This window comes from Actinoplanes xinjiangensis, assembly GCF_003148685.1.
In the GTDB taxonomy this organism is placed as follows: Bacteria; Actinomycetota; Actinomycetes; order Mycobacteriales; family Micromonosporaceae; genus Actinoplanes; species Actinoplanes xinjiangensis.
This window is the reverse complement of sequence record NZ_QGGR01000017.1, coordinates 79742-104962: the sequence shown is the minus strand read 5'-3', so window position 1 is coordinate 104962 and position 25221 is coordinate 79742. Positions and strand designations below refer to the sequence as shown.

The window sequence follows — 25221 nt, the reverse complement described above, 5'->3', positions numbered from 1 at the left end:
GCCGTCTCGGCCGCTCCGGTTGTGGCGGCCTGAGTCGCTGATTCCGCTCGCCGGGCCGTCCGGCGGGCGGAATCCTCAGTTCCGGGTGCTCCCGGCCGATCAGGGACCTCAGTCCCTGCCCCGGCTCGAGAAGGAGCACCGCCCATGACGCAGCCCGCCGGATGGTATGCCGATCCGAGCGGCCTGCCGGCGCAACGCTGGTGGGACGGCCGGCAGTGGACCGATCACGTCCAGCCCGGAGGCACACCGACCCCGCCGCCGAACGGATACTTCCCGCCGGTTCCGCCGAGCGGGCCGGCCGCACCCGGCGCACACACGGTCGCCCCGGAAGACCCCGAGCAGACACCGCTGTACGCGACCCAGCCGGCCGGATTCCAGCACGGCGGCCTGCCGACCGTGTCCGAGTCCCGGAGCGCCGCTCCCCCGCCGCATCCGGAGGTGCCGACCGCGCCGTACACGATGCCGCCGGTCGACGCGGTCGGCGAGCGGCGCCGCTCCGTCCGGGCGAGGGTCGCCACGCCCGAGCCGTCCCCGGCCGGGTGGCGGCGGATCGCCGGACCGGTCGCGCTCGCGGTGATCGCCGTGATCGTGCTGGCCTTGGTCGCCTTCATCCTGCTGGCCTGAGCACCCCACCTTGCCGGCCGAAGAACCTGAACACTGCCGCCCCGCCGGCCGAACAGCCTGAACCCTGTCGGTCGGCCGCCTGACAACGGCCGACAACCTCATCACTCCCAGCCGGCGGCCGGACAGCCTGATCGCTCCCGGTCGGCGGCTGGGAGGAGTCCGAGAGCGTTTCGAGAGCGCCGTCATCGATGCTGAGTGCACGCCGGGCGGGGTTCACGCCCCAAGCTGCAGCCCCGTCCGGCCCGAAAGGCATCCGGCTGGTTCCCACCGCTGTCCCAGCGGCGCTGAGACAGCGGTGAGGACCAGCCAACGTCGATCTTGACCGAACGCGCCCCTCACCGCCGACCCAGCGGCGCTGAGGCGGCAGGCAGCCGGTGCTGAGACGGCGGCGGTGGCGGCGGGCCGTCAGTCGCCGGACAGGTCGCGGTGGATGGCCCATACCGCTATCGGGATCGCCGCGGTCGTCCAGGCCAGCAGCACCAGCAGTGCCTTGACGTTGCCGCCGGAGGCGAGTGAGAACGCGGCGAAGGGCAGTCCGTTCGCCATCCGGTTGATCAGCACCTCGGCGAACAGCAGCCAGGCGAAGACGCCTCCCAGCAGCCACATCGGGTGCGGGACCACGATCGTGCACAGCGTGCCGAACACCGCCATCACCGGCGCCACCAGCACCGTCGAGCGGTAGTGGGCGGCGCTTTCGTCGAGTAGTACCGCGACTCCGCTGACCGCGGCCACCATCGTCCCGAGCACCGCCGCCGACAGGCACTGGGCGATCAGGACGCGCCAGCGGTGCGGGTGGTTGAGGAACACCAGGACGCCGGTGCGGTGCTGGTAGTGCTGCGCTGTCACGGTCACCGCGATGCCGAAGGCGCCGAGTCCGGCGAACAGCGACCAGAGTTCCTTGCTGAACCAGCCGAACAGGGCGGCCATGAAGGCGAACCCGACCAGCGACAGCCACGACGACCGGATACTCACGCTGCGGTACAGCTCGCTGCGAACCACGGCGATCATCGGGCCTCCGCCACGCTCATGAAGATGTCCTCCAGGTGCCGGGACTCGGCCACCAGTTCGTAGACCGGGACGTGGGCGGCGAGCGCGATGTCGCCGGTCTGCTCGGGGCTCAGCCCGGACACGAACAGCACCGGCCCGTCCGGCACGACCGTCGCGCCGTGCTGTTCGAAGGCCTCCGCCAGGCGTACCGGATCGCCGCCGCGCACCCGCAGCCGCGCCGTTCCGGCCAGTTCGGCCGGCGTTCCCGACGCCAGGATCCGGCCCTCGCCGATGATCACCACGTCGTCGACGAAGTGTTCCAGTTCGGCGAGCAGATGACTGGAGATCAGCACCGTGCCCCCGCCGGCCGTGTGCGCGAGCAGCAACTCCCGCAGCCAGGCCATGCCGGGCGGGTCCAGGCCGTTCGCCGGTTCGTCGAGCACCAGCACCGACGGTTCGCCGAGCAGCGCCGTCGCCACGGCCAGCCGCTGGCGCATGCCGAGCGAGTAGTCGCCGGTCCGTTTCGTCGCCGCGTCCTCCAGGCCCACGTACTCCAGTAGCCGGCCGACCCGGTCGCGCGGGAAACCGCCGAGCATCGCCTGGGTGACCAGGTGCGCGTACCCGGACTGGCCCGGATGGCTCAGGCCCTGCTCGATGACGGAGCCGACGTGCCGCACCGGATGGTCCAGGTCGCGGTAGCGGCTGCCGTTGATGAGTGCCGTGCCCTTCGTCGGCCGGGTCAGTCCGAGCAGGATCCGCAACGTGGTGCTCTTGCCGGAGCCGTTGAGCCCGAGCAGGCCGGTGACCCGCCCGGGCTCGGCGGTGAACGTCACGTCACGGACCGCGTCCACCTTCCCGTAGGTCTTCGTCAGCTCCCGGATCTCGATCATGCGGGGAATTCTCCCGGTGGCTGTCAAGCCCCCGGACGGTAACTGTTCGATCACTGTCGCCGGCTTCCGGTGTGGACACCCATCGAGGGATGGCCGGCGGTCCGAAGTGACCGATCACGGATAGACAGGTGCGCCCGGGGTACCAGACGGCTAGCGTGGCCCACCAACGCGGTTCGGTCAGTCCCAGCCCTTCGGCGGAAGGACCACATGTCCGGAAACGGCTCCCCCGCGCACCGCGCCGGGGGATCGGCGCAGCGCAACCGGCTGATCGCGGTCGGCGCCGGACTCCTGCTGGCGCTGATCCTGCTCTTCTCGCTGCTGGCCTTCTGCACGAACCCGGACGAGCCGGCCGCCGGACCGGCCGGCAGTGTGGGCCCGTCGGCCACGGGGTCGCCGGGCGCACCGAACGGGGGCGAGGCGGCACCGGCACCCAGCACGACGGTCCCGGTCGTGCCGCCCGGCGACGGAGCATCGGAGAGCGCCGACCCGGGAGCCGGTCCCACCGCCACCGACGACGTCGCCACCGAGAATCCCGGCGACGATCCGGAACAGACGTCGACACCGGAGGGTGGCGTGGACGCCGGTGGTGGCAGCCTCGTCTCCGGCCGGCGGCTCGCACTGCTGGTGACGGGTGGATTCCTGCTGGTCGCGGCGGGTGCCGCGGGAGCGTACGCCCTCCGTCGCCCCCTGCACCACCACTGACCGCGACATGCCTCGCGTCCGTGATCGCCGGGCCGCGGCGTACGCCGTCGTCCTTGCCCTGCTGGGCACCCTGACCGTCACTCTCGGTCTGCGCACCGAGGACGCCCTGCCGCTGCCGGCGGCGGATCCCCTGCCGCCGCTCTCGGCAGCGCCGGCGCCGCCGCCGGCGCGTCCACCCACCGTTCCCCCGACGCCGGCCGGGGCCCTGAAGCCGGCGATCCCGGTGCGGTTGCGGATTCCGGCGATCGGCGTGGACACCTCGATCATGGAGCTGGGCCTGCAACGGGACGGGTCGCTGGAGGTGCCGCCACTGCGCGGCGACGCGCCGGCCGGCTGGTATCGCCACTCACCGTCGCCGGGCGAGACCGGCGCGTCGGTGCTGGCGGGGCATGTGGACACGGCGCGGGACGGCCCGGCGGTCTTCTTCCGGTTGCGGGAGCTCAAGGCCGGGGACCCGATCGCGGTACGGCGTGACGACGGCTCCGTGGCGGTGTTCCGGGTGTCCCGGGTCGCGCTCTACTCCAAACGGGACTTTCCGACCGCCGAGGTGTACGCGCCGATCGACCGTCCGGGGCTCCGGCTGATCACTTGCGGGGGCGCTTTCGACCGGAGCGAGGGCAGCTATCGGAGCAATGTGGTGGTGTTCGCCGACGGCTCCCGATGAGGGCTCCGCACGGCTCCGAAACCGCTCCCGGGACCGGTTCCACCCCTCTTTTCGGTCAGTCGGGTTCCGGAACCCGCCAGGTTCATACCGATCTTCGCGGTATGCCCGATCAGCCTGCTTGACATGAAGCTTCAGCGATTGATTCTGTGACGGGCATCATTGCGATCTTGTTTCGGAAGGAATCCCTCCGCATGACGAGACCCCGCCCGATCCGCCGCGCCGCCACGGTGGCGCTGACCCTCGGGCTCGCCCTCTCCATCGCGCCGACGCTGCCGGCGTCCGCGCACACCGGCTGGACCGCGGGCGCCCAGAGCCTCGGCCCCAACGTCACGGTCTTCGACCCGAGCACGCCGGTCAGCCAGATCCAGGCCACCCTGGACGCGACCTACGCGAAGCAGGTCGACAACGAGATGGGTACGGCACGGTACGCGTACCTGTTCAAGCCGGGCACCTACGGCACCGCCGAGCAGCCGCTCCAGATCAAGGTCGGCTACTACACGGAGATCAGCGGCCTCGGGGCGAACCCCGGCGACGTGGTGATCAACGGCAAGGTGGAGGCGTACAACCGCTGCCTCGGATCCGACCCGGCCAACCCGAACTGCATCGCGCTGGTCAACTTCTGGCGCACCCTGTCCAACTTGACCGTCAACATCAACGGCGCCGGCCAGGACGGCTGCCGCCAGACGGCCAACTTCTGGGCCGTGTCGCAGGCCGTCTCGCTGCGCCGCACCCAGTTCAACGGCGGCACCCTGTCGCTGATGGACTACTGCACCGCCGGCCCGCAGTACGCCTCCGGCGGCTTCATCGCCGACTCCAAGCTGCCGGCCACCACCAACGGCTCGCAGCAGCAGTGGCTCACCCGCAACAGCGAGGTGCAGAGCTGGTCCAACGCCGTGTGGAACCAGGTCTTCGCCGGCGTGACCGGAGCGCCCGACGACGCGGCGTTCCCGGACCCGCCGTACACCACCCTCGCGACCACCCCGGTCAGCCGGGAGAAGCCGTTCCTGTTCGTCGACGCCAAGGGCAAGTACCAGGTCCGGGTGCCCGCGGCCAAGCGCAACAGCACCGGCTCCTCGTGGGACGACACGTCCGGCCGCACCCTGCCGCTCTCCGACTTCTACGTCGCCAAGCCCGGCGACTCGGTCGCGAAGATCAACCTGCAGCTGGCCCTCGGCAGGCACCTGCTGCTCACCCCGGGCGTCTACGACATCGCCCAGAGCATCCGCGTGTTCCGCCCGAACACCGTGGTGCTCGGCCTCGGCCACGCCACGCTCACCGCGGTCAACGGCTCGATCCCGCTGGACGTCGCCGACGTCCCCGGCGTGATCGTCGCCGGCGTCACCATCGACGCCGGCACCAAGGAGTCGCCCGTCCTGCTGCGCGTCGGCCGTCAGCACGGCTTCGGCTACAGCTCGGCGAGCAACCCGACCACGCTGAACGACGTGTACTTCCGCGTCGGCGGCCCGCACATCGGCAAGACGAACATCGCGCTCGAGGTGAACAGCGACGACGTGCTGATCGACCACACCTGGGTGTGGCGCGGCGACCACGGTGTCGAGGGCTTCACCAACGGCGTGAACGGCGACACCGACCGCTGGCGCACCAACACGGGTCGCTACGGCGCGGTCATCAACGGCGACGACGTCACCGCGACCGGCCTGTTCGTCGAGCACTTCCAGAAGTACAACACCGTCTGGAACGGCGAGCGCGGCACCACCGTGCTCTACCAGAACGAGCTGCCGTACGACCCGCCGACGCAGGCCGACTGGATGAACGGCAAGGTCCAGGGCTACGCCGGTTACAAGGTCGGCAACAAGGTGAAGAAGCACCAGCTGTACGGCGGTGGCGTCTACGTCTTCAACCAGAACAACCCGTCGATCCGTACGACCAACGGGTTCGAGGTGCCGCAGACGCCCGGTGTGAAGCTGCACCACATCATGACCGTCAACCTCTCCGCCGGTGTCGTCGACCACGTGGTCAACGGCGTCGGTGAGGCGGCGGACATGACGAAGGTCGGCCAGCCGGTCTTCGTGGTCGATTACCCCGCGGTTCCGTGATCCGGGCTGGTGGTCACCCGGACACGGGGCGGGTGACCACCAGCACCGGCCGGCCGGCCTTCTCGATCAGGGTCAACGGCACACTTCCCAGCAGCCGCTGCGTTATCACCGGGCGTACGCTCGAACCGACCACGATGAGGTCGGCACTCTGCTCCCCCGCGAACCGGATGATCTGCTCGGCGGGGCGGCCCGGCAGGACCGTGCGCGTCGCCTCGATGCCCGCCGCCGCCAGCCGCGCCGTGGCGGCCGCGACGGACCGCTCCGCCCGCTCGGTGTAGACACTGCGGGGCATCGGCGCCAGATGCTCGACCTCCAGCTCGTCCACCGCGACCACCGCCACCGACGCGCCGGTCTGCCGGACGAGATCGGCGACCGCATCGGTCACCCACGGCTGCTCCGTCTCAGGGTTTGCGGCAAGCACGATATGCATGCCACCCAAGGTAGGCGTAACGTCACAGATCCGCAGTGGACCTTTCGAGGGGGACTCATGGCGGACGTGACCGCGCCCCAGCCGGAGACGCAGCCTGACCAGCCAACACTCAATCGAGTGATCGGGCCGGGTCTTTTGCTGCTCTTCGTGATCGGCGACATTCTCGGCACCGGCGTGTACGCACTGACCGGCAAGGTGGCCAACGAGGTCGGCGGGGCCGTGTGGCTGCCGTTCCTGCTGGCGTTCGTGGTCGCGATGCTCACCGCGTTCAGCTATCTGGAACTGGTCACCAAATACCCGCGGGCGGCCGGGGCGGCGCTCTACACGCACAAGGCGTTCGGGGTGCACTTCCTCACGTTCATGGTGACGTTCGCGGTGATGTGCTCCGGGCTCACCTCGGCGTCCAGCGCGTCCAAGGCGTTCGCCGGCAACTTCGCCGAGACCTTCGACCTGACTCTGGGGGACGGCATCGCGCTCACCGCCGTGGCCCTCGGCTTCATCACCCTCGTCGCGTTGATCAACTTCCGCGGTGTCGGCGAGAGCGTCAAGGCCAACGTGGTGCTCACCTGCGTCGAGCTGACCGGCCTGCTGATCGTGATCGGCATCGGGGCGTGGGCGCTCGGCGGCGGAAACGGCGACCTGTCCCGGCTCACCGAGTTCAACACCCCACCCGGCGAGAGTGTCCTGCTGTCGGTCACCGCGGGAACGGCGCTCGCCTTCTTCGCCATGGTCGGCTTCGAGGACTCGGTCAACATGGCCGAGGAGACCCGCGACCCGGTCCGGATCTTCCCCAAGGTGATGCTGATCGGGCTCTGCGCCACCGGCGTGATCTACGTACTCGTGGCCGTCTCCGCGGTCGCGCTCGTCTCGCCCACCGACCTCGGATCCGGCGACACCCCGCTGCTCAAGGTCGTCTCGGCCGGGGCACCCGGGTTCCCGCTGGCGGTCTTCGCGTTCATCACGATGTTCGCGGTCGCCAACTCGGCGCTGATCAACATGATGATGGCGAGCCGCCTCCTCTACGGGATGGCCAACGAACGGGTCCTCCCCACCGTCCTCGGCAAGGTCCACCGCACCCGCCGCACCCCGTGGGTGGGCATCCTCTTCACCACCGTCGTCGCGTTCGGGCTGATCTGGTTCGCCGACCTGACCGCGCTCGGCGGGACCACAGCACTACTGCTGCTCTGCGTCTTCACCGTGGTCAACGTGGCCGTCCTCGTGCTGCGCCGGGACCCGGTGTCGCACAAGCACTTCCGGGCACCCACCGTCATCCCGGTCATCGGAGCGGTCGCCTGCGCCTTCCTGGCCAGCCCGCTGTCCGGGCGGGCCACGGCCGACTACCGGGTGGCCGGGGTACTGCTGGTCATCGGGGTGGTGCTGTGGGCGCTCACCTATCTGTCCAACCGGTTCATTCCGGGCGCGATCTCCCGTACCTGATCGGGTGACCGGTCGTTTGACGGGTTGTCCCACGCCTTTGGTGTAAAACCCCCGGACGTCGCAGGTGGTAGCTGTTCGACGTTGGTCGACACCCACGTCATGACAGCTCGGCGGGATGTGCAAAGCTGCCCGCTACCACAAGCACCCTCCTCTCCTGTCCGGAGGCCCGATATGGCATCATTCCTCTACTTTGTTGCCGGGCTCGTGATCGGCGCGATAGGTGGCTGGCTGGTCTGGGGACGCCGCACCGGCGCCACCGCGACCACCTCGCCCGCCCCGGCTGCCACGGCGGCCGTCGCCGAGAGCCCCACCTTCACCGCCGACGACAACGACGCCGCGGCGGCCTCCACCAGCTCCTCACCCTCGCCGTCTGCGTCGGACTCGCTGTCCCCGGCGCCCTCGGTCTCCACGCCCACCACGTCGTCCCCGGCCTCCTCGTCGGACTCTTCGCCGTCGTCGTCCTCTTCGTCGGACTCTTCGCCGTCGTCGTCTTCTTCGTCGGACTCTCCGCTGTCGTCGTCTTCCTCGTCGACCTCTTCGCTGCTGTCGTCGCCGTCTTCTTCCTCTTCGTCGGCCTCTGTGCTGTCGTCGCCGTCCTCTTCGTCGGACGAGTCGACCGGTGCGCGCTCGACCGCCACGGAGTCGATCGTCGCGGTGGAGAAGTCGGCTTCGGAGGACTCCGCGGAGAAGGCCGAGAGCGCGGAGCCCGAGACCCTCGTCCTCGCCGAGCCCGTCGCCGAATCGCCGGCGGTCAAGGCTGCCAGCGAGCCCGCCGCCGACTCCGCCGCCGACTCCGCCGCTGCCGAGCCGATCGCGGAGCCGATCGCGGAGCCGATCGACGAGAGCTCTGTGGACGCCGACGAGCCGACGGTGAAGCTCTCAAACGGGAAGGCCGCTCAGAACGGGTCCGCTCCGGTCGACAAGCTCGCTGCGGCCGGCACTTCCGAGCCCGCCGCGCACGCTGACCCGGTCGCTGGCCCTGTCGCCGAGCCCCTCGCGGCGCCGAAGACCGTTGCGGTTGATGAGCCCGCGCCGGCCGGCGAGCCGGTCACCGAGCCCGTCGCCGCCGCCGAGCCGGTTACCGCCGCGCACACGCCCGTCGCTGCCAAGCCCGTTACCGCTCCGGAGCCGGTTGCCGCGCCCGAGCCGGTCGCCGCACCCGAGCCGGTCGCCGCACCCGAGCCGGTCGCCGCACCCGAGCCGGTCGCCGCACCTGAGCCGGTTGCTGCGCCCGAGCCGGTCGCCGCCGCTGAGCCGGTTGCTGCCCCTGAGCCCGTCATCCCGGCGCAGGCGATCATCACCGCCGAGCCGGACCTCGTGGGCACCCCCGCCCCGGTGGCCCAGCCCGACGACCTCACGAAGATCCCCGGCATCGGGCCGAAGGTGGCGATGGCACTGGCCGCAGCCGGTATCACCACCTACGCGAAGCTCGCCGATTCCGACGTGACCAGCCTCAAGCAGGCGATCAACGCGGCCGGTATGCGCGGTTCCGCGAGCCTCGCCACCTGGCCGGAGCGTGCCCGCCAAATGGTCGGCGCGAGTAGCTGAACCCGGGGGCGCCCATCAAGCGCCCACGCACGGACAGGGCGTGGCCCGGTGCACCGAGAGGCACCGGGGCACGCCCTTCGTCGTATCACCACACGACCGCCAACCCCTCGACAGCCCAGGACCCACCCGGCCACCAGCCGACGAACCCACCACGCGCCGCAATCCACAGCCGTCACCCTCGAGCATCCTCTGTAGCCGATGTCTGGCGGCCCGCCGTTCCCGCCGCGCCTCGCGACCACCACATCCGCCGCGCCCGCCGCGCCCCGCGACCACCAGACCCGCGACCACCGTTGCCGCCACACCCCGCGACCGCCACACCCGTGACCACCGTTGCCGCCGCACCACCGCGACCACTCCACCCCACGACCGCCACACCCGCCGTGCCCCCGCGGCCACCACACCCGCGACCACCGTTGCCGCCGCACCACCGCGACCACCGTTCGCGCCACGACCGCCGTTTTCCACGACTCCGCGACCACCGTTCCCCCAACGACCACCGTTCCCACCGCGCCCAGCGACCAACGCGCTCCGCAACTGCCGCACCCCGCGACCGACGTGCTCCGCAACCGCCCCGCAACCCCCGCGCCGCGACCAAGCGCCGCAACACCCGCGCCCCGCGACCAACGCGCCCCGCAACACCCGCGCCCCGCAACACCCGCGCCCCGCAACCCTCGCGCCGCGACCAACGCGCCGCAACACGCGCGCCCCGCGACCAACGCGCCCCGCGACCGTTGTTCCCGCCGCTCCCCCTGTTTCGTCGGCCCGCCTCGCCCGGCCCCGGTGATCGATGCGCTGCCGGTCGCCGACGGCAGCGCCAGCAACGTTGGTCGGCGCACACGATCGCTCAACGTGGGCTCCCGATACGTCCTGGCACGGATCGGCGCACACAATCGTCGGATCGTGTGCGCCCAACCGGGTCATGGCGATGGCAGCAGTACACACAGACGTTATGTGTGCTCTCGTCGTCGCTTGCAGAAGACTGGCCCTGGGCGATGCAGCCGACAGTCGGCGCTCGGCGGCTCTAGTCCCGACCGGTGCAGCCGATACCGGAGTCCGGGCCGGGCCCTTCAAGCGGACGATACCGCCCAAATCGCCGCCACTCGCGCCGCGACCTCAGCGTGGTTTCGGTGCGGGATCCGCTGGCTGAGTGGCACAGATCCCGACGCCGAAAGGTCTCTTGAGACAGCGTTGAGCACGAGCTGAGAGACCGGGTCGGCGCCTTCTCCCCGGCGCGCTCCGACAGCACGGCAGGTCGGCACACTCCGACAGCCCGGCAGGTCGGCACACTCCGACAGGACGGCGGGTCGGCGTGCTGCGACAGGACGGCGAGCAGGCCCGCGGGGCGTCACCGTGAGTGGCCGGCCGAGCGTCGGAGGGCTGGGGCTGCGGCTGAGGGGTTGCAGCGGGGTTGTTGCTCAGGTCACTGGGAAAAGTTGCAGGCCGGGAGCGGGCTGGACGATGTATCCGGCTGCCCGCGAGAGATCGCAACCGGGGAGCAACGAAGGAGCCACGATGAAGGTCAGCGCTGTTACGCCTTTCAGCTATGACAGTTCGGCCGCCTACGGACGGTTGCAGGTTGCCCGCACCAAGCTGGCCACGGACCAGATGCCGTGTGCCGCGACGTCGGCCGTGATCACGGCTGACCGGGCCGCGATCGTCAATGCGGAGGCCGAGGTGGCCCGGATCGAGGCGGCCCGCGCGGCGGAGGCGGCCAACTTCCAGCGCAGTGGCCGCTTCCTGGACGTCTTCGCCTGAGCACGCGACACTGCGCCCCGCCGGCGCACGAAGATCACCACGGCCCCGGCGCGGGTGCAGCCGGGACAGCCAGGGTTCGGGCAGCACGAACGACATGGCGGCTCGTCCTCCACGGGACTGCACCGACCCGGTGATCTGATGCGGTCAGTGGGGCGGTGCGGGCGGTGCGGGACCGCTTCCGCCCGGCGGTCGCGCTTCGGTCGCGACGACCGGCCTGGCTTGCGGGGTAGTTCGGGGCGCGATGATTGCGGTGGTGGATGGGCGTGGACCGTACCATCGCACGGGTTTGATCTGAGTCGGTCAGAAAAGCCGACCTGAAGTGACGCAAGGTTTTCCGGTGACGCACATCCGTCACATTGACGTCCACCCACGTCAGGGCACCGGATCCGGTGAATTCCGGAAAATTTTCGTGACTCCGGGGCGGGCCTGGAGAACCATGAAAACAGAGCCTGTTCCCGGCCTGGTACGAGCAACATCACCGCAGGTGGATCGACACCTGAACACGTTATTCAACGATCATGAAAGGGGCACTGAAAAGCGAGATCAAAAACGCTGCGCGGCGGAGAGAGCGCAGTTCGTAATCTTCTCGGGGTTTCGTGTCCGGCCTCGGCATCGCACCATGGATGACGGGTGATGCAATCGATGAACGGGCGACGGCTTGCGGTAGTCATCAGCGTCGAACAGCACGACGATCCGGTGTTGCGCCGATTCTCGGTGCCGTCGGCCGATGTGCCGGCGTTCGCGGAGGTGCTCGGCGATCCGGCGCTCGGCGGGTTCGAGGCGGCGCATCTGCGGGATCCCGGGGCGGGCGAGGCCTACGGGCGGGTCAAGTCCCTGTTCGAGGGGCGTGATCAGGAGGACTGTGTCCTCATCTACTTCCGGGGCGTGATGTTGACCGGGCCCGGCGGAGGGCTGTATCTGGCCGCCGCCGACACCGTGATGGGCCGGCCCGCGGACACCGCCGTCGACGTGGCGCAGATCGCCGCACTGATGCAGCGCAGCCGGGCCGGGCAGGCCGTGGTGCTGCTCGACGGGCGCACCGGTGGGCCCGTCGACGCCGGCCACCACTTCCGGGCCGCCCGCTCCGCCGAATGGCAGAGCCGCGTCGTCGTCGCCGCCACCCCCCGCCCCGAACCGCCGACCTTCGCCAGCCTCATCGCCGAAGGTGTCACCAGCGGAGCCGCCGACCGCGACCGCGACGGCTGGATCGGCGTCAGCGAACTCTACGACCACCTGCGCGAACGCGATCCGAGCGTGCGGCAGTGGGTGTTCGGGTCCGGGCGGCAACCCTGGCTGGCCCGGGTCCGCCGTCCCGGTAGCGACCAGATGGCCCAGATCGCGCAACTCGCCGTCGCGGCGGGCGGCGACGACCTGTCCCGCGCCGTCGAAGCCCGCGAAGCCCTGCGCCGCCTCGCCACCGGTGAGGGCCGGGTCGCCGCCGCCGCGACCGCCGCGCTGCGCCGCACCTCCGTCCGCATCGCCGAACCGTCCCTCGACTTCGGCCGCGTCGCCCCCGGAACCCGCCAGCTCACCGCCGAGATCGCCGTCCAGGGACCACCGCTGGCCGCCGCGTCCGTCGTGTCGAGCACCGCCGAAGGCCTCCACGCCCGCCTCGAGGGCAACGTGCTGCGGGTGGCCTGGTTCCCGACGGTGGGACGCCTCGACGGTGCGGTCACCCTGGACGGCCCGGCGGGCGCGGCCCGGCTCACGGTCACCGGCGAGGTCACCGAGGACTTCGACGTCGCCACCGGCGGATGGGTGCCGGCCGGCGGAAACGGCGCCGCCGGTGGGCCGCCTCCCGGCTCCCCCGCTGGCGCCCTGCCGCCCGGGTCGCCCGCGGCTGCCCTGCCGCCCGGGGGTGTGGTGTCCGGGCCACCGGCCGGTGGGACCGTCGGGTGGGGCGCGAACTGGGTGGTACCCGGGGCGGACGTGGCCTGGCCCGGCGAATCGGGTTGGTCCGGCGAGAATCCGGACGGCGCCTGGCCCGGCGAGACGTCGGCGTGGCCCGGAGAGGCGGGCGGCGCGGCGGCAGCGCCATGGCCGGGAGAGACGGCCGGCAGCGGATGGCAGGACGCCTCACGGCAGTCCTCCTCGACTTCGCCGGTCCCGGCAGGCGAGTCCGCTGCGCCTTCAAACCCCTCATCCGGTACGCCCGGAGCACCGCCCACATCAGGCACGCCCGGAGGGGTCCCCTCCTACGGTTCGGCGGAAGGGGTCACGCCGTCGTCCGGGGCTCCCCGGCGCGGTCCGGTGAGTGGGCCGCCTTCGCCGGGCACCGGCCGGGGTGTGTCGCCGTGGGCTCCCATCAGCGGACCACCCGCGTCGGGAAGCTGGGTGCAGCGGTCGGCGAGTGGTCACCCGGAAACCGGAACATCCGGCCACCCGCAGACCGCAACACCCCGTCTCCCGGGGAACGAGGCACCGCGCGATACGGGGACCGGGGCGCCGTCGGATCCGGAACGGTCGGGCGGCTCTCCGGTGGATGAGGCGCTCGGGTCGAGCGGAGGCACGGCGGCTGCTCGTTCTGGAGGGCTCACACCCGGGTCCGCCCCGGAGTCGGCGAAGGCCTTCGGCGACGATTCCGCTTCGGATCCGGCCGCGGGACGGGGCGGGTCCCCGGACGATGCTGGTTCCGCCGCGTTCGCCGGGGCCGGTGACCCTGTCGGTGGCCCGGAGTCCGCTGCCGCGGATGCGCTGCTCGTAGCGCCGAAGGCAACGGTTCGTGGTTCTTTCCCTGCCGTGTCCCCGGAGGTTCCCACCGTGCCGCGGGAACAGCATCCGGTGAGTGCCGCGGAGGCGGGTTCCGCGCAGATCGGTTCGGCGCAGATCAGCTCGGCGCAGATCAGCTCGGCGCGGGTCGGTTCCGCGCAGTTCGGTTCGGCGCAGGCGGAACCCGCGCCGCGAGGTTCGGAAGCCGTCGACGCCGCGGAGTCTCGGACCGGATCGCTCGAATCCGCACTCTCCGCCGCCTCTGAGGCCGACCGGGAATCGCCGATCATTCGGCCGGAGGCGTCCAAGCCCACCACCGGGTGGCCGGAACCGTCGTCCGATTCAAGCTCAAGCCGTGCGGGCGCCTCCCTTGCTTCGGATGTCGGCACAGGTTCGCCGGACCGTGCCGTCGTGCCGCCGGCCTCTGCCGACGTGGCACCGCCCTCGCCGGACGCCGCGCCGAATGACTTCAGCACCGCGGATACCGACTTCGGCGCGGGCGTGAGCACCGCGCGAGCCTCGGGCCTGCCTTCCCACGCCGAAGAGGACGGGCATACGGGCAGCGGCTCGAGGGACCGGGACAGCGCCTCGACTCATGACGTGGCGGGCCAGGACACCGCTGCCGTCGACGGTCCGGCTGAGCGCGACACCACCGACGAATCGGCGGACCGGGACAGGGCAACAGCTGACGAACCGCCGAACCCGGACATCACCGCAACCGGCGAACCGGTGAACCGGCACGCCGACACGGACGTCGTCGATGGTGGCTCGGCTGTGCCGGCCGGCATCGCGGACGCCACGGACGGTGGCCGAGTGGACTCCGTCGGGAGCGCGGGCGTCGGACCGGTGGCGTCGGACCGTCATGCGACGGAAGCCGCCAGCGGGTCCGATGGTCCGGTCGGTGGTGCGGCGGGCGTGAGGGCCGGTTCGGAGCGGGCAGCCGATGAGCCGGCGAGCCCGGTGGGGGAAGCGCCGAGTGAGCCGGCAACGGCCTCCGGTGGATGGGGCGCCGCAGCAGGTCCGGCTACCGGGGCGATGGCGTGGCCTGGCGGGAACTCCGGCATGTGGGGGCGTTCCGATCCGGATGGGGTCTGGCCGGCAGCCGGGCGGAAGCCCGGACAGTCTTCCGCCGCCGACGAACACGACAAGGAGCCCGCGTCTTCGCCGGCACCCGAAGATCAGGCGGATGCCGCGACCGGGAATCGTCCCGGAGGTGTGGGCGGGGCTGGTTCCGAGAAGCCGGCATCCGCGGCTGCCGGCGCGTCCGATGGTGCGGGGGCCGTTCCTGGGACGGCCGACGAAGGTGGCCACGCGGCGACGAGCAGTGGAGCGCGGGCCGGGTTCGGGAGTGGGCCGTCCGGTCAGTCGCCGCCCGGAACCACGAACCCGGCACCGGCACCGGGACCGGGAAACGGCATCGCTGTTCCAGCACCACGGCAGCCCGCCGACGAGACCGCGCCATGGCTGAAGGAGTCGGCACACACAGCATCGGGGCAGGCGGAATCCCCGCATTCCGGGTCGGCACAGGCCGGGTCGGCACAGCCCGGACCGACACAAGCCCGGTCGACACAGGCCGGACCTGCACAGACTGGACCGACACAGGCCGGACCAGCCCAGGCCGGGCCACCGGGAGTCGCGGAGGCGGGTGCCGGGCAGGCGGCGGGCCGGGGATGGTCGGGGGCCGGACAGCAGCCGGGCGCCTCGGCGAGTCCTTGGGAGACCTCACCGGCGAGTGTGGAGGACCCAAGCGGCGGGCAGTCCGGGCCGGATGTGCCCACTGGAGCCTGGCCGGGTGGGCAGGAAGCGGCCCCGATCTCGGGTGTGCCGTGGCCGGTGACGCCGCCGGCCGCCACCGCACCGACTCAGAACGTGCCGTGGCCGCGCACTCCCGGAACCGCCGAAACCAGATCCAGCGGTCCGGAGTCGCACTGGCCGGGGCAGGGCGCGCCCGGCGGCCATGACGCGGATGCGACCGTTGCTCAAGGACCCACTCAGCAGGGACCGGGCACGAGCGGACCGGCAACGCCCGCAACCGGCGGTACCTCGCCCGGCAACGGCTGGCCGACGTCTCCGGCGTCGCCGTGGCCCGGGACGGACGCGTGGACGGCGGCATCTCCGGCGGCAGCCGCCTTCGGTGCGGACACGACACAGCCGGGGCAGCCGGTGAGCGGCCAGCCCAGCGCCGGTTACACCGCAGGACAGCCCGGAACGGCCTACCCCGCAGGACAACCTGGAACGGCCTACCCCGCAGGACAACCTGGAACGGGCCATCCCGCCGGACAACCCGGAGCGGGCTACCCCGCCGGAGAGGCGGGAACGGCATACCCCGGCGGCGGCCAGGCACGGGCCGGAGGCGGTCGGCCGACGACGGGTGCGGCCGGGTATTCCGCGGGCGGGCAGTCACCGAGGGCCGGGTATCCCGCGGGCTACCAGGGTGGGTATCCGGGCGGGCCGGGCGCTCCCGCCGGGGGCGGCTTCGACTCCGGCGCGGGCGGGACGGGATATCCGCCGGGGGCGGGCGGTCCCCCGTACCCGGAGGAGAAGAAACCGCGCCGCAAGGTGGCGCTGATCGTCGCCGGTGTCGTGGTGCTCGCGCTGCTCGGTGGTGGGACGTATGCGGGGGTGCGGTTCGCGATGGCCGGGAATGAGCCGGAGGCGGCGCCGCAGCGGACGGTGGCGCCGGGGCAGACGGAGGCGCAGCCGGGCGGTGAGGCGAGTGTGCCGGCGACGGATCCGGCGGGGACCGAGGTGGCGGCGCCGCCGAGTCTGGCGAAGCCGGTGGTGGTGGACCGGATCGGTCTGGGCCAGGAGCCGGAGGGTGTGACGGTCTCGCCGGACAACAGGACGATCTACGTGGCGGACCAGAACTCGAAGGACGTGCACGTCGTCGATGTGGCGTCGAAGCAGGTCAGTGTGGTGAAGGTGCCTAACACGCCGCGGTTCCTGGCGCTGTCGGCGGACGGCTCGCGGTTGTACGTGACGTTGTTCGAGAACAACTTCACCGGCAACGGGCTGGCGGTGATCGACACGGCGAAGCGGTCGCTGGTGAAGACGATCCGGACGGGGCCGCGGCCGTTCGAGCCGGCGGTGGCGCCGGACGGGCGGGTGTGGGTGCCGATTCACAACGGGGCGCGGGTGGAGATCTACGATCCGCAGTCGCTGACGGAGGCGGCGCGGATCTCGGTGCCGCCGAATCCGCACTGGATCGTGTTCACCCCGGACGGGCGGACCGCGTTCACGGCGAACCACGAGTCGAGTCAGATCTCGGTGGTGAACGTGGCGGACGGGCTGGTGCGGAAGAACTTCAAGGTCGGCCGGTCGCCGCATGCGCTGGCGGTCACCCCGGACGGGACGCGGCTGGTGGCGACGAACTACGACCTGGACACGGTGGAGGTGTACGACACCGGCGACCAGCGGCTCATCCACAAGATCAACGTGGGTAAGGAGCCGCAGGCGGTGATGATCTCCGCGGACGGCAGGCACGCGTACGTCGTGAACGAGGGCTCGGACAACCTGTCGGTCATCGCGCTGGGTGACGGCAAGGTGGTGTCGACGGTGGCGGTCGGGGACAGCCCACGGGTGAACGCGATCTCCCCCGACGGCCGGCGGCTGTATGTGACGGACGGCCGCGGTAAGACGGTTACCGTACTGAGAACGACTGAGGAGTGATGATTCCCTGGTAGCGTCGCGCCATGTCGACGGATTCACGTTTAGAGTCGCTCATGGCGCGGGAGCGCGCCACCTTCGCCGACCGTCATCCGGGTTCGCGGGCCGCGTACCAGAGGTCTGACCATCTCTTCGGTCGTGTCCCGATGACGTGGATGAACAAGACCGCCGGGGATTTCCCGGTCTACCTGGCCACGGCCCGGGGTAACCGGATCGTCGACGTGGACGGGAACGAGTTCGTCGACTTCGCCCTGGGGGACACCGGTGCGATGGCCGGCCACTCCCCCGCCCCGGTCGTCGCCGCGGTCACCGAACGTGTGCAGCGTGGCCTCGCCACGATGATGCCGACCGAGGACGCGGCGGTCGCCGGCGCCGAGCTGGCCCGCCGGTTCGGTCTGCCGGCGTGGAGTTTCGCGTTGACCGCCACGGACGCGAACCGCTGGGCGATCCGCCTGCTGCGCGCGGTCACCGGCCGCCCGAAGATCCTGGTGAACAGTTACTGCTACCACGGTTCGGTCGACGAGTCGCTGATCGTGGTCGGCCCGGACGGGCGGGGCGCGAGCCGGGAGGGCAACGTCGGCGCGCCGGTGGACGTCACGCTGACCAGCCGGGTCGCCGAGTTCAACGATCTGGAGGGCCTGGAGCGGGAGCTGGCGCACGGCGACGTGGCGGCGGTGCTGATGGAGCCGGCGCTGACGAACATCGGGATCGTGCTGCCCGACGACGGCTACCTGGCCGGGGTGCGGGAGCTGACCCGGCGCCACGGGACATACCTGATCAACGATGAGACGCACACGTTCTCGGCGGGGCCGGGCGGGGCGACCGCGTTCTGGGGGCTGGAACCGGACGTGCTGACGATCGGGAAGGCCATCGGCGGCGGGGTGCCGGTCGGGGCGTACGGCCTCAGTGCCGAACTCGCCGACGCGCTGAGCGGCCGCGGCGACCTGGACCTGGTCGACATGGGCGGCGTCGGCGGGACGCTCGCCGGAAATCCGGTGTCGATGGCCGCGACCCGCGCCACCCTCCAGGAGGTCCTCACCGACGCCGCGTTCGCCACGATGATCGAGACGGCGTCGGCGTTCGCCGACGGACTGATCAGAATCATCGAGGGGTACGGCCTACCGTGGTCCGTCTCCCGCCTCGGCGCCCGCGTCGAGTACCGGTTCGCCAGCCCCGCCCCGCGTAACGGCACCGAGTCGGCCGCGACCGCGAACGCCGAGCTGGAGGACTTCCTGCACCTGTACCTGGCGAACCGCGGTGTGCTGCTGACCCCGTTCCACAACATGGCGCTGATGTGCCCGGAGACGTCACTCGCCGACGTGGCCCGGCACCACGAGATCTTCGACGCCGCGCTGAAGGAGTTGACCTGATCGCCGGTGCGTGAGACCTATCCGCCGGAATGGGCCCGGCGGGCTTCGATCAGGTCGGGCAGGTGCTCGTGGCACCAGTCGCGGCCGGCGGCGATCAGGGTGAGCAGGCTCCGGCCGAGCGGGGTCAGCTCATACTCCACATGGGGCGGGTTCGCCGGGAACTCCGTCCGGACGACCATGCCGTCACGTTCCATCGCGCGCAGTGTCTCGGCCAGCACCTTCTTCGTGACCGACCGCAACGGGACGAGCAGTTCCCCGAACCGGCGCGGCCCCGCCTCCAGGCAGATCACCACCATCGCGGTCCACTTGTCACCGACCTGCATCGGGATGAGCCGCGACGGGCACTCCGGCGCGAACATCTCCGGGTCCAGGGTCTCCACCCGCCCACGGTAGCGCCGGTACCGTTGCGGTAACCAGACCCCCGTCGATTAGCGTCCGCCGCATGACCAGCATCGTGATCTTCGGAGCCGGTGGCCGGGCCGGGCGGGCCGTGTCCGCCGAGGCCGGCCGCCGCGGCATCCAGGTGACCTCCGTCGTCCGTGACCCGGCCCGGCACCGGCTGCCCGGACGGGTCGTGCGGGGTGACGTCCTCGACGCCGCATCGGTGGCCGCTCTCGTCGCCGGCCACGACGCCGCGGTGAACGCGGTGTCCCCCGCCTCCGACCCGGAATCCCTCGAGAGACTCGGCACCCTGGACGGTAAGGTCTACGTCACCGCCACCGACAACCTCCTCGACGGCCTCTCCGCGTCCGGGGTGCCGCGCCTGATCGTGATCGGACTGTTCGCCAACCTGGTCGACGCCGACGGTGATCCCCTCTACGACGATCCGGCGGTGCTGCCGGCCGAGTTCCGGCACTTCGCGGTGGCCCACACCGCCGGCCTGGACCGCCTGCGTGCCGCCGACACCCCGGTCGACTGGCTGGTCCTGACACCGCCGGCGCAGCTCGTCGCGGAGGCTCCGCGCCGTGGCACCTACCGCACCGGCGGCGAGACCGGCGGCGGCGTCACCCTGTCCTACGCCGACCTGGCGGTCGCGGTCGTCGACGAGATCGAGACCCCGGCCCACCACCGCACCCGGATCTCGGTCTTCGATTAGACCGGCCCGGACCGCTCAGAGGGCGTCCGGCCGGTTCAGGGCCGGATGCTTCTCGTCCGCCGTCGCGAACCAGGCCGGGCCGTCCGGTTCGAGTGCCGTCCCGATCCGCAGCCGCGACCACTCGTCCAGCTCCGGCAGGGCGTCCGCGGCGAACCAGGCCACCTCCAGGGACTCGTCGTCGGTGGCCCCGGCCTCGCCGCCGACGGCCCGGCACCGGAACCACACGTTCAGGTATTCGCACCGGTCCCCGTTCGGATAGACGACCGGATGCGACGCCACCCCGGCGAGCCGCACGATCTCCGCACGCACCCCGGTCTCCTCGAAGACCTCCCGCACGGCGGCGTCCGCGGGCTGCTCGCCGGGGTCCACCACCCCGGCCGGCACCGACCAGCGCCCGTTGTCGGAACGCCGGGCCAGCAGCAACCGCCCTTCGTCGTCGACGACCACGGCACTGGCGCCGGGCAGCATCAGCAGGTCGTGCCCGATCGAGGCGCGCAGGCGCTTGATGTATTCAGAGACAGCCACGCCCGAAACCCTAGAGACCGTGGTCCAGCGCCGCGAGGACGTCCGGATACCACGGCCTCGAGTCACCCCACGGATCACGCATCGGTCCATGATGCCGTCCCGGGCTGGTCGCCGGTGCCGGGCGGGACGGATCGGCGTGGGTGGTGTGGCAGGGTGAGGGCATGGATTCGGTTCGGAAACGCTTTCGGGAGTTGCACGCCGCGGGGACGTTCGTGATGCCGAACGCGTGGGACGTCGGCTCGGCGCGGGTCCTGCGGCAGGCCGGTTTCCCGGCGGTGGCCACCACGTCGTCCGGTCTCGCGGCCGGTCTCGGCAAGCTGGATCAGCAGGTGACCCGCGACGAGTTGGTCGCGCACGTGACCGCGGTCGCCGCGGCGATCGACGTGCCGGTCAGCGTCGACTCGGAGTGGCTGTTCGCCGACACCGCCGACGGCATCGCCGAGACCGTCGATCTGCTGGCGGCGGCGGGCGCGGCGGGCCTGTCCATCGAGGACTACCACCCGGTCACCGGGTGCGTGCAGCCCCTGGCCGTCAGCGCCGAACGGGTGGGTGCGGCGGCCGAGGCGGCGCGGCGGCACGATCTGGTGCTGACCGCGAGGGCCGAGAATCTGCTGTACGGGCACACCGACCTCGACGACACGATCGCCCGCCTGATCGCCTACCGCGACGCCGGCGCGGACGTGCTGTTCGCGCCGGGCCTGACCGGCTCGGACGACATCGCGCGGGTGGTCGCGGCGGTGCGCGCCCCGGTCAACGTCCTGGCTCTGGGCGGCACCCCGAGCGTCCCCGACCTGGCCGCCCTGGGGGTGCGCCGGGTGTCCACCGGCGGCTCGCTGGCGTGGGCGGCCTACGGCGCGCTGCGTGACGCCGCCCGTGAACTCCTGGAGTCGGGCACCACCGGTTACCGTGCCCGGGGCCTGACCTCCGCCGAGGTGGAGGCCACCTTCGGCAGCTGACCCGGCAGTCAGGGGGCCTGGTGGTCAGGGGGCCTGGTGGTAGGCGACGGTGCCGGCGGTCAGGAAGGGGACGTCGGGGGTGAAGCCGAGGCCGGGACCGGACGGGACGTCGACCCAGCCGCCGGTGCAGACGACGGGTGCGGTGGTGATGTCGCGGGCGTAGTACTTGGCGGAGCCGGACACGTCCGACGGCAGCGTGAAGCCGGGCAGGGCGCTGAGGGCCACGTTGGCGGCGCGGCCGATGCCGAACTCGTGCATGCCCCCGCACCACACCGGGATGCCGTGGGCCAGGGCCAGGTCGTGGGCGCGGACCGCCGGGGTGAGGCCGCCCATCCGGGAGACCTTGATGTTGACGATCCGGCCGGCCCGCAGGCGCAGGGCGGTGACCAGGTCGTCCACTTCCTCCACTGATTCGTCGAGGCAGAGCGGGGTGGCGAGGGCGGCCTGCAGGGCGGCGTGGTCGACGAGGGCGCGCGGCGCGTACGGCTGCTCGATCATCAACAGGCCCAGATGGTCGAGTTGCCGGAAGACGGCGACCTCGTCGACCGGGTAGGCGCCGTTGGCGTCGACGTGCACCGGCACGTCGGGGAAGGCGGTGCGGACCGCCCGGACGGGGGTGACGTCCCAGCCCGGCGCGATCTTCAGTTTGACCCGCCGGTAGCCTTCGCCGACCCGGAGGGCGACCTGTTCGAGCAGGTCGTCGACGGTGGGTTCGATGCCGAGGGACACACCGGCCTGCACGCGGGCCCGGTCGCCGCCGAGGGCTTTGGCCAGCGGCACGCCGGAGGCCTCGGACCAGAGGGCCCAGGCGGCCATGTCGAATCCGGCGCGGGCGAAGTGGTTGCCGCGGACCCTGGCCATGGCGGCGGCGAGTTCGGACGGGTGCTCCCAGCCGGTGGCGAGGGTGAGGGGCGCGAGGAACGAGCGGGCGACGGCCCAGCAGCTGTCGACGGTCTCGGCCGAGTAGTACGGGCCGGAGGGTGAGGCGATCTCGCCCCAGCCGACGGCCCCGTCGGAGCTGGTCAGGGTGACGATGATGTGTTCGAGTTCGCGTTTGGCGTGCGAGCTGGTCCGGAACTGGTGGACGAGCGGGAGCCGGACGCGGCGCAGCTCCACCCGGTCAATTCTGATCATCATTCTCCGCATACAGTCCCAGTTCGGCGGCCAGTTCGTCGCGCACGTGCAGACGGCGGCCGGCGCCTTTCGAGCTGGCGATGGTCAGGGTGGCGAGCAGGTGCAGGGCGAGCACCACCGAGGTGGGCGAGCTCGCGTAGGAGGCGCTCTCGGTGCCGATCACGATGCTCGTGGTGGCGACCGCGGTGAGCGGGGCGTCGTCGGCGTCGGTGATGAGGACCAGGTCACCGCCGTGGCGCTCGTAGGCGGTGGCGACGTCGACGGTCTCCCGACGGTACCGGGACATCGACACGGCGACGAGCAGGTCGCCCTGGCGGATGTCGCCGAGCACGTCGAGGGCCCGCAGCGAGCCGTCGCCGACCAGGTGCACGCCGGACAGGCCGGCGCTCAGGTCGGTGGCCAGCATCGACGCGTAGGCGAGCGATTTGCCGTACCCGAGGAGGTAGCGGCGCCGGGCCGAGACGATGAGGGCGGCGGCGCGTTCGATGGCGTCCTGTTCGGCGGCCCAGGCCAGGGCCTTCTCGAACTCCTCGCGCTGCTGTTCGAGGACCCGCTGTTTGAGGACCTGCGCGGACCGGCGCTGGACGTTGCGGTCGAACCGTTCCGACGGGGTGGAGCGATGGGTCGTCATGATCCGTCATTCTCGAACGTGTAGGCGACCCGGTCCGCCTCCCGGGTCACGCCGGTCCAGCGGGCCCCGGCGGCGAAGTGCCGTTCCAGTCCGGCGCGGAGGGCGGCCCGGTCGGTGGCCGGCGACCGCACCGCGCCAGCCGGGACGCCGGGTTTACGGGCGTGCCACAGATCCCAGCTGACCAGGACACGGTCGGTGCCGCCGCCGTAGTAGTCGGGCAGGAACCGGATACCGGTGGCGCCCAGGACGTTGAGGTTGAAGTGGGCGTTGCGCAACGCGTACGGATCGAAGGTCCACCGCATGGTCCGCGCCCCGGTGCCGCGTGCCGTCTGTGCCTGGGCCTGCTTCAGCCGGCGCCCGACGCCGAGGCCCTGCGCCTCGGCCGCGACCACCGCGGCCTGGGAGTAGTGGTAGAGCTCGCCGGCGTCGACCGCGGAGAACCCGTAACAGAAGCCGATCATCGTGCCGGCCGGGTCGAGGGCCCCGAGGACCGAGCCGGAGTTCTCCCGGAGCGCGGCAAGCAGGCGCGGGCTCACCCCGTACTCCGGCTGGTCGTAGCCGAAGACGGAACGGTAGAGGCGGGCGGCCGCGGTCAGCTCGGACAGCCCGTCCAGCTCCCGCACGACAACGTCCATGACGGCCTCCGGTTCAAAGATACGTTTCGTATGACTGCAATCCTGGCAACATCATCGCTCGTTGACAACGGGGTGCGCACAACTTAGCTTTCGCATATGTCGTCAGCCACGATCGAAGCGCTGCATCGCTACACTCTGTGCGAGTCACCGACCGGGGACGCCCGCTCGCTGGCCGCCCTGGCCCGGATCCTCGAGGCCGACGCCGGGCGGGCCGGCTTCCGGACCGCCCGCGAGACGCATCCGACCGGCGACCACCTGATCTGGACGCTGCCCGCGCGCGGCGTGACCGGCGATCCGATCCTGCTGCTCAGCCACTACGACACGGTGTGGCCGGTGGGCACGCTCGCGGCGATGCCGTGGTCGGCCGAGGGCGACGTGATCCGTGGGCCGGGCGTCTACGACACCAAGGCCGGCCTCGCCGCCCTCCTCACGGCGGCGAGGGAGATCGACGGCCGGGATCATCCGGAGGTACGGGTGATCGTCGTCGCCGACGAGGAGATCGGCTCGCCGACCGCCGGTGACCTGGTCCGCGCCGAGGCGGCCGGGGCGCGGGCGGTGCTCGGGCTGGAACCGCCGCACCCGGGCGGCGACCTGAAGACCAGCAGGCGGGGCAGCACCCGGGCCCGCATCGAGGTGACCGGGGTGGAGGCGCACGCGGCCCTCGACCCGGACGCGGGCGCCAACGCCATCGACGAACTGGTCGACCAGTTGATCCGGGTGCGGGCGGTGGTGGCGTCCCGGCCGGTCCTGCTGAACACCGGGACCGTCGCGGGTGGCGGGCGCACCAACGTGGTCGCCGGCCGGGCGCACGCCGACCTGGGGCTGCGTTTCGTCGACCCGGCCGACGAGGAGGCGGTGCTCGACGCGCTGCGGCGGCTGCACCCGGTCCGCGCACAGGCGTCCGTGGCCACGCGGCTGCTGTCGCACCGGCCCACCTGGCGCCCCGGTCCGGCCGGCGCCGATCTGCTGGACCGGATCCGGGTGATCGCCGTCGGTCTCGGCCAGGCCGTCGACGGGCACCCCGCCGACGGCGCCGCCGACACCAACACGACCGGCGCGCTGGGCCACCCGACGATCGACGGGCTGGCTCCCCGCGGGGGCGGCGCGCACGCCCGTACCGAATGGGTCTCCGCCGCCGGCATCGCCGAGCGGACCACCCTGCTCGCCGCCCTTCTGACCGGCCTGTTCACCCCGTGACCGCGGCCCCCTTCCCGGTGGGACGGTCGTCGAGGTCGGCGTCGGGCGGCATCAGTTCGCGGTCCGCCTCGGCGCGCGGGCGGGCCGCCGGATGGCGCGGCAGGTGCTCCGCGGCGGTCTCGGGCGACTGATCGGTCGGGTCTTTCGTCGGCTCTTTCGTCATACGGACAGAATTCCCTCCAACGTGTCGTTTAGACTCGCGGATCTC

General features: G+C 71.7%; 24 protein-coding genes. 12 read left to right on the top strand and 12 right to left on the bottom strand.

From position 1 onward, the window contains the following. The first annotated feature begins 144 nt into the window (after positions 1-144). On the top strand, positions 145-624 hold the full coding sequence (locus BC793_RS31915) for a DUF2510 domain-containing protein (RefSeq protein WP_109599296.1): 480 nt from the start codon (positions 145-147) through the stop codon (positions 622-624). Between the two features lie 405 nt (positions 625-1029). Here BC793_RS31915 and BC793_RS31910 read toward each other — a convergent pair whose 3' ends face one another. Further along, positions 1030-1632 (bottom strand): hypothetical protein, encoded by a 603-nt coding sequence (locus BC793_RS31910; protein ID WP_109599294.1) that lies wholly within the window; start codon positions 1630-1632, stop codon positions 1030-1032. After that, complete coding sequence (locus tag BC793_RS31905; protein WP_109599292.1) at positions 1629-2501, bottom strand: ABC transporter ATP-binding protein; 873 nt, start codon at positions 2499-2501, stop codon at positions 1629-1631. Before BC793_RS31905 ends, BC793_RS31910 begins: the two co-directional genes overlap by 4 nt. Positions 2502-2708: 207 nt before the next feature. Here BC793_RS31905 and BC793_RS31900 point away from each other — a divergent pair, with 207 nt between their 5' ends. From BC793_RS31900 to BC793_RS31890, 3 genes are all read left to right on the top strand, one after another. Beyond that, the gene (locus BC793_RS31900) at positions 2709-3203 is read left to right on the top strand and encodes a RodZ family helix-turn-helix domain-containing protein (protein ID WP_109599290.1); all 495 of its coding nucleotides are present in this window, start codon (positions 2709-2711) and stop codon (positions 3201-3203) included. A gap of 7 nt (positions 3204-3210) precedes the next feature. Beyond that, entirely contained in the window at positions 3211-3867 is a 657-nt protein-coding gene (locus tag BC793_RS31895) for a class F sortase (RefSeq protein ID WP_109599288.1), read from the top strand. Positions 3868-4058: 191 nt separating this feature from the next. Further along, positions 4059-5924, top strand: coding sequence for a glycosyl hydrolase family 28-related protein (locus BC793_RS31890; protein ID WP_109599286.1), 1866 nt, complete (start codon positions 4059-4061; stop codon positions 5922-5924). 13 nt (positions 5925-5937) lie between these two features. Here the strand turns inward: BC793_RS31890 and BC793_RS31885 are convergent, their stop codons facing one another. Further along, positions 5938-6354, bottom strand: coding sequence for a universal stress protein (locus tag BC793_RS31885; protein ID WP_109599284.1), 417 nt, complete (start codon positions 6352-6354; stop codon positions 5938-5940). Between the two features lie 117 nt (positions 6355-6471). Here BC793_RS31885 and BC793_RS31880 point away from each other — a divergent pair, with 117 nt between their 5' ends. Beyond that, positions 6472-7791, top strand: a complete 1320-nt coding sequence (locus BC793_RS31880) for an APC family permease (RefSeq protein WP_249037398.1) — start codon at positions 6472-6474, stop codon at positions 7789-7791. A 185-nt stretch (positions 7792-7976) separates the two neighbouring features. Here the strand turns inward: BC793_RS31880 and BC793_RS49820 are convergent, their stop codons facing one another. Continuing rightward, entirely contained in the window at positions 7977-8546 is a 570-nt protein-coding gene (locus tag BC793_RS49820; protein ID WP_158319420.1) for a hypothetical protein, read from the bottom strand. A 94-nt stretch (positions 8547-8640) separates the two neighbouring features. On the opposite strand from BC793_RS49820, the gene BC793_RS31870 reads away from it, so the two are divergent. After that, positions 8641-9339 (top strand): helix-hairpin-helix domain-containing protein, encoded by a 699-nt coding sequence (locus BC793_RS31870; protein WP_146246516.1) that lies wholly within the window; start codon positions 8641-8643, stop codon positions 9337-9339. 1512 nt (positions 9340-10851) lie between these two features. Beyond that, positions 10852-11094, top strand: coding sequence for a hypothetical protein (locus BC793_RS31865; RefSeq protein WP_109599278.1), 243 nt, complete (start codon positions 10852-10854; stop codon positions 11092-11094). Positions 11095-11637: 543 nt separating this feature from the next. Here BC793_RS31865 and BC793_RS31860 read toward each other — a convergent pair. Together BC793_RS31860 and BC793_RS52870 are read right to left on the bottom strand one after the other, a co-directional pair. Next, positions 11638-12699 (bottom strand): hypothetical protein, encoded by a 1062-nt coding sequence (locus BC793_RS31860; RefSeq protein ID WP_109599276.1) that lies wholly within the window; start codon positions 12697-12699, stop codon positions 11638-11640. Positions 12700-13263: 564 nt separating this feature from the next. Then, complete coding sequence (locus tag BC793_RS52870; RefSeq protein ID WP_373871269.1) at positions 13264-13980, bottom strand: pentapeptide repeat-containing protein; 717 nt, start codon at positions 13978-13980, stop codon at positions 13264-13266. 2382 nt (positions 13981-16362) lie between these two features. Here BC793_RS52870 and BC793_RS31845 point away from each other — a divergent pair. After that, positions 16363-17472: a YncE family protein gene (locus BC793_RS31845; RefSeq protein ID WP_109599272.1), complete on the top strand. Its 1110-nt coding sequence runs from the start codon at positions 16363-16365 to the stop codon at positions 17470-17472. A 23-nt stretch (positions 17473-17495) separates the two neighbouring features. After that, positions 17496-18839 (top strand): transaminase, encoded by a 1344-nt coding sequence (locus tag BC793_RS31840; RefSeq protein ID WP_109599270.1) that lies wholly within the window; start codon positions 17496-17498, stop codon positions 18837-18839. A 17-nt stretch (positions 18840-18856) separates the two neighbouring features. Here the strand turns inward: BC793_RS31840 and BC793_RS31835 are convergent, their stop codons facing one another. Continuing rightward, the gene (locus BC793_RS31835; RefSeq protein ID WP_239170407.1) at positions 18857-19219 is read right to left on the bottom strand and encodes a winged helix-turn-helix transcriptional regulator; all 363 of its coding nucleotides are present in this window, start codon (positions 19217-19219) and stop codon (positions 18857-18859) included. A gap of 62 nt (positions 19220-19281) precedes the next feature. Between BC793_RS31835 and BC793_RS31830 the strand changes: the two genes are divergently transcribed. Beyond that, a complete protein-coding gene (locus BC793_RS31830; protein ID WP_203896421.1) occupies positions 19282-19935 on the top strand; it encodes an NAD(P)-dependent oxidoreductase in 654 nt (217 codons plus the stop codon). A 15-nt stretch (positions 19936-19950) separates the two neighbouring features. On the opposite strand, the gene BC793_RS31825 is transcribed toward BC793_RS31830, so the two are convergent. Further along, positions 19951-20460: an NUDIX hydrolase gene (locus BC793_RS31825; protein WP_109599268.1), complete on the bottom strand. Its 510-nt coding sequence runs from the start codon at positions 20458-20460 to the stop codon at positions 19951-19953. A gap of 161 nt (positions 20461-20621) precedes the next feature. Between BC793_RS31825 and BC793_RS31820 the strand changes: the two genes are divergently transcribed. Next, a complete protein-coding gene (locus BC793_RS31820; RefSeq protein ID WP_109599412.1) occupies positions 20622-21416 on the top strand; it encodes an isocitrate lyase/PEP mutase family protein in 795 nt (264 codons plus the stop codon). A gap of 24 nt (positions 21417-21440) precedes the next feature. Here BC793_RS31820 and menC read toward each other — a convergent pair whose 3' ends face one another. From menC to BC793_RS31805, 3 genes are read right to left on the bottom strand one after another with little or no spacing between them, the layout of a single operon-like run. After that, positions 21441-22532: an o-succinylbenzoate synthase gene (menC, locus tag BC793_RS31815; RefSeq protein WP_239170406.1), complete on the bottom strand. Its 1092-nt coding sequence runs from the start codon at positions 22530-22532 to the stop codon at positions 21441-21443. A 4-nt stretch (positions 22533-22536) separates the two neighbouring features. Then, the gene (locus BC793_RS31810) at positions 22537-23181 is read right to left on the bottom strand and encodes a MurR/RpiR family transcriptional regulator (RefSeq protein ID WP_109599265.1); all 645 of its coding nucleotides are present in this window, start codon (positions 23179-23181) and stop codon (positions 22537-22539) included. After that, the gene (locus tag BC793_RS31805) at positions 23178-23816 is read right to left on the bottom strand and encodes a GNAT family N-acetyltransferase (RefSeq protein WP_109599263.1); all 639 of its coding nucleotides are present in this window, start codon (positions 23814-23816) and stop codon (positions 23178-23180) included. The genes BC793_RS31810 and BC793_RS31805 overlap by 4 nt, the downstream gene beginning before the upstream one ends. Before the next feature lie 96 nt (positions 23817-23912). On the opposite strand from BC793_RS31805, the gene BC793_RS31800 reads away from it, so the two are divergent. After that, on the top strand, positions 23913-25013 hold the full coding sequence (locus tag BC793_RS31800; protein WP_109599261.1) for a M20/M25/M40 family metallo-hydrolase: 1101 nt from the start codon (positions 23913-23915) through the stop codon (positions 25011-25013). On the opposite strand, the gene BC793_RS49815 is transcribed toward BC793_RS31800, so the two are convergent. Beyond that, positions 25003-25176 (bottom strand): hypothetical protein, encoded by a 174-nt coding sequence (locus tag BC793_RS49815; protein ID WP_158319419.1) that lies wholly within the window; start codon positions 25174-25176, stop codon positions 25003-25005. The genes BC793_RS31800 and BC793_RS49815 overlap by 11 nt on opposite strands. Positions 25177-25221 lie beyond the last annotated feature (45 nt).